This is a genomic window from Clostridium sp. YIM B02569, assembly GCF_022320765.1.
Taxonomy (GTDB): Bacteria; Bacillota; Clostridia; order Clostridiales; family Clostridiaceae; genus Clostridium; species Clostridium beijerinckii.
The window spans coordinates 1-12,445 of the sequence record NZ_JAKJJX010000052.1; the positions used below are offsets into that span (position 1 = coordinate 1).

At 29.9% G+C, this 12,445-nt stretch carries 6 protein-coding genes; all 6 read right to left on the minus strand.

Translation table 11 applies throughout. The features are described from left to right. Positions 1 to 755: 755 nt before the first annotated feature. The gene (gene glgD, locus L3B96_RS26815) at positions 756 to 1,868 is read right to left on the minus strand and encodes a glucose-1-phosphate adenylyltransferase subunit GlgD (protein WP_077831439.1); all 1,113 of its coding nucleotides are present in this window, start codon (positions 1,866 to 1,868) and stop codon (positions 756 to 758) included. Positions 1,869 to 1,893: 25 nt separating this feature from the next. After that, positions 1,894 to 3,054, minus strand: coding sequence for a glucose-1-phosphate adenylyltransferase (locus tag L3B96_RS26820; protein WP_023976928.1), 1,161 nt, complete (start codon positions 3,052 to 3,054; stop codon positions 1,894 to 1,896). A gap of 276 nt (positions 3,055 to 3,330) precedes the next feature. Further along, the gene (locus L3B96_RS26825; protein ID WP_238949035.1) at positions 3,331 to 5,157 is read right to left on the minus strand and encodes a glycoside hydrolase family 13 protein; all 1,827 of its coding nucleotides are present in this window, start codon (positions 5,155 to 5,157) and stop codon (positions 3,331 to 3,333) included. Positions 5,158 to 5,170: 13 nt separating this feature from the next. Next, positions 5,171 to 7,606, minus strand: coding sequence for a glycogen/starch/alpha-glucan phosphorylase (locus L3B96_RS26830; RefSeq protein WP_238949036.1), 2,436 nt, complete (start codon positions 7,604 to 7,606; stop codon positions 5,171 to 5,173). A 33-nt stretch (positions 7,607 to 7,639) separates the two neighbouring features. Beyond that, positions 7,640 to 9,079 (minus strand): glycogen synthase GlgA, encoded by a 1,440-nt coding sequence (glgA, locus tag L3B96_RS26835; protein ID WP_023976931.1) that lies wholly within the window; start codon positions 9,077 to 9,079, stop codon positions 7,640 to 7,642. Between the two features lie 95 nt (positions 9,080 to 9,174). Beyond that, the gene (glgB, locus tag L3B96_RS26840; RefSeq protein WP_238949037.1) at positions 9,175 to 11,724 is read right to left on the minus strand and encodes a 1,4-alpha-glucan branching protein GlgB; all 2,550 of its coding nucleotides are present in this window, start codon (positions 11,722 to 11,724) and stop codon (positions 9,175 to 9,177) included. Between the last annotated feature and the right edge of the window lie 721 nt (positions 11,725 to 12,445).

The window sequence follows — 12,445 nt, forward strand, 5'->3', positions numbered from 1 at the left end:
CTCAAATAAAAATTGCTGGTTTACTTAAATGTATTTATGTTATTCTGTTCAATTTTCAAAGACCAATTTTCTTCCCTACAATTCTCATTGTAGTTATTAATTTTTATCACCCTCAAGCGACTTATTTAGTATATCACTTATTTTATATTATGTCAATAACCTTTTTCAAAATCTTTAAAATCATATTTAAGATACAAATCTGCGATTTATCATTAAGTTATTTACATATCTCAGCGACGTTATTTATCTTAACACGTTCCCGTTATGCTGTCAACATATTTGTTAAAATATTATGTGATGTGCATACTGTTATCCCCTTATTATAAATTAGCAATGAGATTATACGGCTTAATACTTATAATAAATTCCAGATTAAATTTACTTTCTAAATTTCTCTAAGACTAACAGTTCTGTGTCACTATATCATGTTTATACTATAAATTTATACTTCTATTAGTTCCATAAATAAAATAGTAATCCATAATGTATAAAGTTTTTAACATACCTTATCTATCACATAATAGACATATTAAAGTTGTATTGATATAAATAAAGTAAGCATCATAAAATTATACTTTGCTAACATTATTTCTTAGTTGTTAATCACTATATCGTTCAAATTCTGCATTTAATTTTCCTAATATAGATAATACTAACTTAATGAATCACAAATCTAATTTTCTGATACTTACCTAATTAATATTTTATAATAATATAACTATTCAATTTCTAAAAATAGTATCTTCTATATATCTTTACTTAGTAATACTACTTTTTTTCTTTATAACCAAAGGATACATAACTGATCCAATAAGGGTCTCACCACTTCTTATCTCGCTACCTTTATCTGCAATTACATTATCCAATACTGCATCGTCACCAATTCTGCTATTTTGCATTATTATACAATCTTTTAACTTTGTATTTTTTCCTATATATACTCTTCTGCCTATTATGCAATTTTCAACCGTTCCTTCTATTCTACAACCATTTGCTATTATTGAGTTTATAACACTGCTTGTATCTGCATAGTGAGTTGGCGCTTCATCTTTAGTTTTTGTATATATAGGTCTTTCATCATTAAAAATTTCTTTATTTACTTTTCTATTTAAAAATCCCACATTGCTATCATATAATGCCTTAATGGAATTTATACAATCTAAATGTCCTTTGAATTCGTAAGCACTTGCTGTTAGTGTATTTAAATTATTATGAATATACTCTTTGACCTTTCGATACATTCCACTGCTTACACATTCATTTACAATATTTATAAATAATTCAGTTTTTAATATATACATCTCCATATTAATATTTGCCTTCGGACTTTTCCCTATATTTTCTCCTACACTTATAACGCTTCCTGAATCATCAAAGTTTAATACGCCACAATCACCAAAAGCTTCATCTGCATTGTTTACCTTCTTATATACCATTGTAATATCTTTACCTGTACTCTTATGGTATTCCAAAACTTCATTGTAATCTATATTACAAATCATATAGCTTGGTGCTAATAATACATACTCTCTTCTACTATGTGTTAAAAATTGTATGTTTTCAGCGAAATTATGGACATCATCATAAACAGGCTCGTCATTTCCAAAGTTAAAAACTTTTAATCCATCTTTTTTTCTATTTAAGTCCCATGGTCTTCCATTTGTTAAATGGTCTATTAGAGACCTTGACTTATTCTTTGTAAATATTCCTATACAATTAATTCCTGAGTTAGTCATATTTGATAAAATAAAATCTATAATTCTATATCTTGCTGCAATAGGAACTGAAGCAAGAGATCTATTAACTACTAATTCACCCATTCTGTTTTCATTTTCATCTAAGTTGATTATACCAATACAATTTTTCATTTCTTTCTCCCCCTTAGTGATCTCGCTAAACTGCTTTATTATTTTCTATAACTGTACCCATTTTTACTTCTTCTTTTGCTGCAATAATAGCTATTTCATCACCTAAAGAAATCTTACAGTCTTTTCGAACTATTGCTCCGCTTCCAACAATTGCTTTTTCAATAACTACATTATCACCTATTTTAGCATCCGTCATAATTATTGAATCTCGAACAACTGAGTTTTTTCCTATTTGAACTCCTTGAAATAATATTGAGCTTTCCACTTGTCCATTAACAACACAACCTTCAACAACTAATGAATTAGATACTTTTGCATTCTCTCCTATATATTGTGCCGGCCTTACTGGATTGACTGAATATATCTTCCATTCCTCATCATGTAAATCAAGTTCATTATCTTCTCTTATCAAATCCATATTTGCTTCCCATAGGCTATCTATAGTACCAACATCTTTCCAATATCCTTTAAATGGATACGCAACCATTTTATCCCCATTGCCAAGCATACTTGGAATTATATTCATTCCGAAGTCATTTTTTGATGTCTTGTCCGATTCATCCTCTCTCAAATATTTTTTTAGAGTTTTCCAATTGAAAATATATATTCCCATCGATGCTAGATTATTTTTTGGGTTTTTTGGTTTTTCTTCGAATTCATATATTGATAAATCTTCCCTTGTATTCATTATTCCAAATCGAGATGCTTCATCCATTGGCACTTCAATAACAGCTATAGTTGCCTCTGCCTGTTTTTCTTTATGAAAATCTAGCATCTTTGTATAATCCATCTTATATATATGATCTCCAGATAAAATCAAAATATATTCTGGATCATATCTATCAACAAATTCTATATTTTGATAAATTGCATTTGCAGTACCCTTATACCACTCTCCGCCTTTTTCTTCTTGATATGGTGGCAATACATGTACCCCTCCATGAGCCCTGTCTAAATCCCATGCTTCTCCTATGCCAATATGTGCATTTAATTCTAGTGGTTTATACTGTGTTAATACTCCTACTGTATATATTCCTGAATTCGAACAATTGCTTAATGGAAAATCTATAATTCTATATTTTCCTCCAAACGGTACTGCTGGTTTAGCCAATTTTTTTGTTAATACCCCTAACCTCGATCCTTGTCCACCAGCCAATATCATTGCCACAATTTCATTTTTACCCATAATATTATCTCCTCTCATATGTGTTTGTTCTCATTAGATAAATTTTATATTATATGCTCCTATGTTCAAAAAAAATGATTGTTATTACATTTTTATTTAAGTGAACTTGCAGAAGCATATTATATTTTTAATAATTATTTTATAATATGATTACCCCTAGAATTTATATTTATATTTTTGCATACAATATATTATACATTTGTTTTCCATTAAATTCCACATAAGCATATATCAAAATATTTGTCAATTTTTTATTATATAATCAAACTCAATGAACTAGATCCTACGCAATATTTTCAAATCATACGGAAAGATAGTTATAACACTATCACTTCCTATAAACTTATACTTTTCACTAATATCAAGTAAATTCACATAATCTCCACTTAAGTTAATTTCTTTAATTAATTTAGCTTCGCTTGAAACATTTACTAATACTATTACGCTTTCATTTTCATATTTTCTTTCAAACGCAAATACGTTTGGATCAGTTTCAAAGATACTTAACTTCCCTTTTTTTAACCCATCTTCATTATTTCTTATTTTAATTATTTTATGGTAGAAATCAGCAAGCATTTTGTTCTCTTTCCCCCATGGATAGCTTCTCCTATTATCAGGCTCTCTTCCACCTCTTATGCCGGCTTCATCTCCATAGTATATCAGTGGTACTCCTGGCAAAGTAAATTGAATTGCTATAAGTAATTTTAACAGTGATATATTTTCATCCAGAACAGTTAAAATTCTTTCTGTATCATTGGTACCTAAAATATTTATATTTCCATAAAAACTTTCTCTTGGATAGTTCTCGTACAATGACATAATTTTTTGTCTTAACTTATCTGACTTTATATACCCCTTGATAAAATTAATTAAACTTTCCCTTAAGGGATAATTAGTTGCAGCTTGCACTTCATTCCCTTGTAAATATTTTCGTCTTCTTGAATAACTTATCTTATTAGATGCGTCTTCCCATATATCACCTAAAAGTACAGTATCCTTATTTATTTCTCCGATTTTCTTTCTTATTAGTTCTATAAATTCATCTGGAAGCTCATCTGTCACATTTAAAAACCATCCGCTAACTCCCATATCTGTCCACTTATTTATAATAGAATTATCTCCACTTATAATATAGTCAACATATTCTTTTTGCATCGAGTTAACATTCGGTCTATCATCCATTCCCCACCAAGATTCATACCTATATGGATATGTAATAAATTTATACCAATCATAAAATCTAGAGTTTGGTGAATTATACGCTCCAACATCGTCGTAATTTCCTAGTTTATTAAAATATTTACTATCAGAGCTTGTATAGCTCAGTACAATATCTAGAATAATTTTAATTCCTTTACTATTTGCCACTTTACATAATTCTCTAAATTCACCATTTGTGCCGAACATTTCATCTACAATTTCATAGTCCGCTGTATCATATTTATGGCAACTAGGGGATTTAAATATTGGGCTTAACTTTATTATATTAGCTCCCAATTCCTTTATATAATCTAATTTCTTTATTATCCCCTTTAGATTTCCTCCATAAAAATCCCACCTAGCAATTTTTCCAAAACTATCTCTAATATACATAGGGCTATCATCCCATCTTCCGTATATAAATGAGTTTTCTTTTGTATTATCTATAATTTTATTTTCATTTCCATTGTAAAATCTATCTATTAGAATATGGTATATTACACCTTCTTTATACCATCTTGGTACGAATGACTTTTCATATACAGTTATTTGATATGGCACAGGATTATAAGTATATATTTGGCCAACTCCTCCCAAATGATTGTCATTATTTCCATAATATACTCTGTCATACCCATCTATTAAAATAAAATAGTATTCTAATATCCCCAAAGCATCAGATGTATCAATTTCTACAGAATATTTAAATTCACCATTATTTGAATATTCCTTGTTCATTCCCATATTCATTTTAGTTCCATCGAATTTTATCAATTCGATTGCTACAATTATGTCTTTATTAATATTAATAGATATCTTAACCTTTTGATCAACCTCTACAGCTCCAAAGGGCCTTCTAAATCTTATGCTTTGAGAGTCATGTAATACCTGTATATCATTCATTCAGTTAATCCTCCTATAGATTCTTATAGATTACCTCTGATCCCCAAATACCTGTTGCATATTCTTCTATTGTTCTGTCAGATGAGAATATCCCTGAATGTGCAATATTAATTCCACACATTCTTTGCCACTTACTAGCATTCCTATAAAGAGTATCAATCTTATCTTGAGCTTTTAAATATGAGTCAAAATCTTGTAAAACAAAAAACTCATCATTATAATTTATTAGATTTTCATATATACTTCTAAATTTATTTTTATCACTATGATATTTTCCGTTTATTAAATCATCAATTACACTTTTTACTCTAATATCATTGTTGTATATATCAATAGATTTATATCCTCCATTTTTGTAATAATTCAATACTTCATCTGCAGTTAATCCAAATATCACTATATTATCATCTGTAACTTCATCTTTTATTTCAATATTTGCCCCATCTAATGTTGCTACTGTAATAGCTCCGTTCATCATAAATTTCATATTTGATGTTCCTGAAGCTTCTTTTGTTGTTGTTGAGATCTGCTCACTTACATCTGTCCCCGGGATTATTTGTTCAGCTAGTGAAACTCTATAATTTTGAATAAAAACAACTTTTATCTTTTCATTTACTCTAGAATCATTATTTATTTTGTTTGCAACACAATTTATTAATTCAATAGTATTTTTAGCTAAATAATAACCTGGTGCAGCTTTTCCTCCAAAGATGAATGTCCTTGGAACTATATCGTAATTAGGATCATCAATTAATTTATTATATAAATCCATTATTCTTAAACAATTAAGTACTTGCCTCTTATAAGCATGTATTCTTTTTACTTGAACATCAAATATAGAATCAGGATCCACTCTTACATTATCATTCTCTAATATTATACTTGCTAGCTTTTCTTTGTTAAATTTTTTAATTTTTCCTAACTGTTCTAGAATCACTTCATCATACAAATGCCTCTCAAAGTTCTTTAGATCAAGTGGATGTCTTATAAAGCTATCTCCAATTGTATCTTTAATTAGTTTTGTAAGCTCTGGATTACTTTTTAAAAGCCATCTTCTATGAGTAATTCCATTAGTTTTATTATTGAATTTATTTGGATAAAGATAATAGAAGTCTGTCATCTCTTTTTTCTTCAATATTTCTGTATGAAGTTTTGCTACCCCATTTACACTATGACTGCCTACAATCGCTAGATGTGCCATCTTGACTTGCTCATCAGCTATTATCGCCATTCTTCTAACTTTTTCAAGGTTGCCTGGATATTTAGTTAAAAGTTCTGCACAATATCTTTTATTAATTTCTTCAACAATCATATATATTCTTGGAAGCAATTTTTGAAACATATCTATTGGCCATTTTTCCAAAGCTTCTGCCAAAATTGTGTGATTAGTGTACGATATTGTATTAGTTGTTATTCTCCAAGCCGTATCCCATTCTAACCCTTCTTCATCCAATAATATTCTCATAAGTTCCGGTATCGCAAGTGTAGGATGAGTATCATTTATATGAATCGCCACTTTTTCATCTAGTAACAATATATCTTTTCCATGCTTTTTACAGTGCCTTATAATGCTTTGAACTCCCGCTGAAACAAAGAAATATTGCTGCTTTAATCTTAACATTTTACCTTCATAAAATGAATCTTCTGGATACAGCACTTGCGAAATTGATTCAACTGAATTTTTATACTTAATTGCTTGGAGAAAATCACCTCTACTAAATGATGAAAAATCAAACTCGTTTGAAACCGCCTCCGCACTCCATAATCTAAGGGTATTTACAATTTCATTTTCGTACCCTACAATTGGAGTATCATATGGGACTGCCAATACAGGCTCATAATTTATATGCATAAAGCTTAAGCGTCCATTTATTTCGCTTACTTTTATTTCTCCACCAAACTTAACAATTTCTGCTTTTTCTGCTTTTCTCTTCTCCCAGACGTTTCCTAGCTTTAACCAATCATCAGATACCTCAACTTGTTTTCCGTCTATAATTTTTTGCTGAAAAAATCCATATTTATATCTAATCCCACACCCGTTTCCTGGAATATTTAAAGATGCCATTGAATCCAAGAAGCATGCTGCAAGTCTTCCCAATCCACCATTACCTAGTCCTTGGTCTTGCTCCAAGTTTTCCAACTCTTCTAAATTTATATTTAAATCTGATAACGCTTCTTTACATATATCTCTTATGCCTATATTTAATAAAGCATCTCCAAGTAACCGTCCCAGTAAAAATTCCATAGAAAAATAATAAACTTGCTTCTCCCCAGTCTTATTATATTTTTTATTTGTTTTAAGCCAAGTTCTTGTAACATAATCCCTTACTAAGCTTCCCAAAGCATCATACTTTTGTTGATTAGTTCCTTCTTTTAACTCAATACCATGCATTTCTAAAAACTTATTTACATAAGCTTTTTTAAATGTTTTTTTATCCATTTCGAGCATTGATATACCCCCTCATAACATTATGTCCTCATCTTAATCTTGTCCTGTTAATTCTCTATATAAATCTAAATATATTTGAGCTGACCTATTCCAGCTATTATCAGAATTCATTGCATTTTCGATTAGATTTTCCCACTTACCCTTATCCTTATATATCCATAACGCATATTCTATTATATTGTATAACTCATCTGAATTGTAATTTCTGAAACTAAACCCATTACCTTCTCCAGTATACTCATTATATGCAATTATTGTATCCTTGAGTCCCCCAGTTTCCCTAACTATAGGAATAGAACCATATCTAAGTGCTATTAATTGCCCTAATCCACATGGTTCAAAAAGTGAAGGCATTAAAAACATATCACATGCTGCATAAATTTTATTTGCTAACCCATTATCAAATTTAATATTAGCAGACACCTTATTTCCATATCTAGAATCTAGCCATTTAAAATGTTCCTCATAATGCTTATCTCCCGTTCCTAGAATAACTAGTTGAACATTTTCTTGTAATAGTTTATCAGAAATATTTACTAATAGATCCATTCCCTTTTGACTTGTCAATCTAGTTACCATCGCCAGCATTGGTATATTTTTATCAACAGTTAGCCCTAGCTCTTTTTGTAACTCCGTCTTGTTTATTGCTTTATCTTCAATAGAGTTTATACTATAGTTCTTTTTAATAAATTTATCTGTCTTCGGATTAAATTCATCATAATCTATACCATTTGTTATTCCTCTTAATGCATAGGACCTCTCTCTTAATACTCCATCCAATCTTTGACCATACTCAGGTGTTTGTATTTCGTATGCATAAGTATTACTAACAGTTGTAATAACATCTGAATAGCATAATCCACCCTTCATATAACTTACGCCATCATCAAATTTTAAGCATGTGTTATTATAAAGCTCCATATCAAATCCAAATAACTCCGGTAATATTTGAGGATCAAATACTCCTTGAAATGCTATATTATGAATTGAATATACACATTTCATCTTCCAATAGAACATATCATTTCTTTTATATTCAAATTTTAATAGTACAGGTAACATCCCAGTTTGCCAGTCATTGCAGTGTATAAGATCTGGCTGCCAATCTATTTGCCTCAACATGTCTAATACGGCCCTATCAAAGAACGCAAATCTCTCTGCATCATCATAGAATCCATAGACTTCATCTCTCTTAAAATATGCTTCATTATCTAAAACATAATATGTTACTCCATTATGAAAGCATTCCCATACGCCACAAAATTGTTCTCTCCATCCAACTTTAACATTAAACCATTTAACAAACCTTAGCTTGTCTCTTACTTCCCAACTAATTTCTTTATACTTTGGTATAACAACTCTTACATCTGCATTTTTTTGTGCAAGTGCTTTTGGTAATGCCCCAGCAACATCTCCGAGCCCCCCTGTTTTAATGAACGGACTAGCTTCAGATGCTACAAATAAAACTCTCATTCTTTATCCCCCTCAACCTCTAGCAAATAAATTTATATCATTATACTATAGATATTTTTATAATATTTACTTTCTCAAACGGTCTTTTTAACCTTTTATTCATCTTTTTCTTTAATTTCTTGATCTACATTAATTTCATTCACTTTTAATATTAATGTTGCCATTGGAGGCACTTTTACTTTCAAAGAATATGGTTGATTGTGGAATTGAGTCTTTTCAGATACAAGCATTTCACCCATAATCTGACCTGAACCACCATATTTACTATCATCAGAATTAAATACTTCTTCATAGCTCCCCAAAAATGGTACTCCAATTTGATAATCATAATACACAATAGAAGTAAAATTAATTATAAAAATCAGTGTATCTTTATCATTTCTACTTCTTCTAGCAAAAATTAATATGCTTTGTTCATTATTATCGGCTTCTATCCAATTAAAGCCTCTATAGTCATGATCGAGCTCCCAAAAAGCTTTATTATTAAGGTATAGATTGTTTAAATCCTTAAAAAATAATTGAGTTTTTTTATGGATTCCTAAATCATCGATTAGGTTCCATTTTAATTCCTCATATTCTCTCCACTCAATTTTCTGAGCAAATTCGCACCCCATAAACGATAACTTTTTGCCCGGATGTCCCATCATATAACACATAAACGCTCGGAGACCTGCAAACTTATTCCATTCATCTCCCCACATTTTGTTTACCAATGATTTCTTACCATGAACAACTTCATCGTGTGAAAGTGGTAATAAATAATTTTCAGCATAATTATACATCATCGCAAATGTTATATTTTTATGATTATGTTTTCTATATTTAGGATCTATTTCGACATACTCTAATGTATCATTCATCCAACCCATATTCCATTTTAAGTTGAATCCCAAACCATCATAAATTGCAGGTTTTGTGACATTAGGCCAAGATGTTGATTCCTCTGCAATCATAAGTGCAGTCGGATATTCTGCAAATACTGCTTTATTTAACTCCTTTAGAAAATCTATTGCTTCTAAATTCCCATTTCCTCCATATTTGTTTGGTATCCATTCCCCGGGCGATCTGCTATAATCCAAGTAAAGTATGCTTGATACAGCATCAACCCTTAATCCATCAATATGGAACTCTTTATACCAGTATAATGCATTCGATATTAAATAACTTTTAACTTCATCTCTACCTAGATCAAAATTACAAGTTCCCCAACCCTTATTTTCCGCTCTCCATTCTTCTTGATACTCGTATGTTGGTGTTCCATCAAACTTATATAATCCGTGAGCATCCTTACAAAAATGACCTGGAACCCAATCCATTATTACTCCTATATTAGCCTCATGCAATTTATTTATTAAAATTTTAATACCTTCATAATCCCCATACCTACTTGTTGGTGAATAATAACCTGTCCCCTGATATCCCCAAGAAGCATCCAATGGATGTTCAATAAGCGGCATAAGCTCTACATGTGTATATCCCATATCTTTTACATACTTAGGTAAATCTTCTGCGATTTCTTCGTATTTTAAGAATCCGCCATCTTTATTTGTCTTCCATGAGCCCAAATGTATCTCATATATATTTAATGGTTGCTCAAGTACATTTATTTTATTTCTTTGATCAATCCATTTTTTATCATTCCATTTGAAAGCTTTAGGCTTATATACTATTGATGCATTATCTGGTCTCAATTCACTTTGTATTGCATACGGATCGGCTTTGTATTCTCCCATCTCTCCATCGCTTCCCACTATACAATACTTGTATCTATTTCCGGCCTTCGCAGTATAAAAAAAGCCTCTCCATAATCCATTTTCAGTTATTCTTTCAAGTTTGTATTCCTCTTTTACTTCGAAATTATTAAAATCCCCAACTACATATACATCTTTTGCATTAGGTGCCCACGTTACAAATTGCACACCTTTCTTTCTTTTCTCAGTTTTAATATGTGAGCCTAAAATATTATAAGATTCATAGTTTTTACCTTGATGAAACAAATATGTGTTAAGATTAGTTATTTCAGATTTATCAATACTTTCTGTTCTCTTTTTAACATTAATTTTACTATGTTCTGTTTTCGACTTTTCAATCTTCTCCCCTTCTGCTTGAAATTCTCCCATTAATTCTTTTGAAGCTGATTTTTTTCTTGCGCTTGCTTTTGTTGAAGTTACTGCAGATTTCCCTTTTGAAGATTTATTAGTTTTTCTTTTTGTCTTTGATTGTACATTTAATTCATTCGTTTTGGTGGATTTAGATTTATTAATATTATCTCCACCCTCCAATTCAGATTCTTTATTATTCTCTTCTTTTAAAATAATTTTTTCTTCGTTTTTATTCTCCAACGCATTCTTCTTATCAATTGCCTTAGATTTCTTTAAACTCCCTTTAGATTTAATACCAATTTCTTTATCATTTGTAGTAATGTCTTTTACCTTAATATCTAGATTATTAATTGGATTTAATTCAGTTGTTTCCTTTGAGGAAATTTTCTTTTTCGCTCTTCCCTTTGTCTTACTTATTCTTTTCTCAACAGATGAATTATCTTCGATAGATACTTTTCCGTCTTCTTCTGTCAAACCGTTCATATCTCTAGGACCTATTTCATCTTTATCTTTAATCTTACTGCTTTTAGGATCATTTTGCATTAAACTATACCCCCATCCATATTCATATCCCTCTCATAAACTAAATTAAATGCTTCTCTTTATTATAATTCTCACTATATATATATCTTACCAAATTTTATGGTACTTTTCACTTATTTTTCTTTATTTTTAATAAAAATTATAATTAATTTAACTTTTAAGATAATAAATATATATTTTTATCCATATATAATGTATAATATTCAATCATTCATTTTATTAAATTTAAAATTAATTCACAGAATAGCAATAATCAAGCGCATAAAAGACGCTGTGTATTAGGAAATAAAGTGAGCAGCACCTAAGTTTTATTCTGCTAAGTTTTTAATATTGGAAAAATGATTTTAAACTCATGTCACTTATATATCTTTTTAAAATCATGATCAGAGGGCGATCTTCACTATATAACCAATGATAATAGTGTTTAATTTACCAAAATTCATACCATAAAAAAAGAGAATCCATATCTTGAATCCTCTCTTTAACAATTAGTATTAAAACAACTTTAATATATTACCTTAAACTTTATAATTATTCATATATTTTAAATAATACAATTCAAGCACATGAATCAATTAATACCATAGAGCCTACTTATTAAAAGTGCGAAATATTACAAAATAAAAAAAGATAGTTATTACAACTATCTTTTTTGCTTACCTCGCAACGTCCTACTCTGCCACACAGTCTCCCATGCAGTACCATCGGCGCTATAGACCTT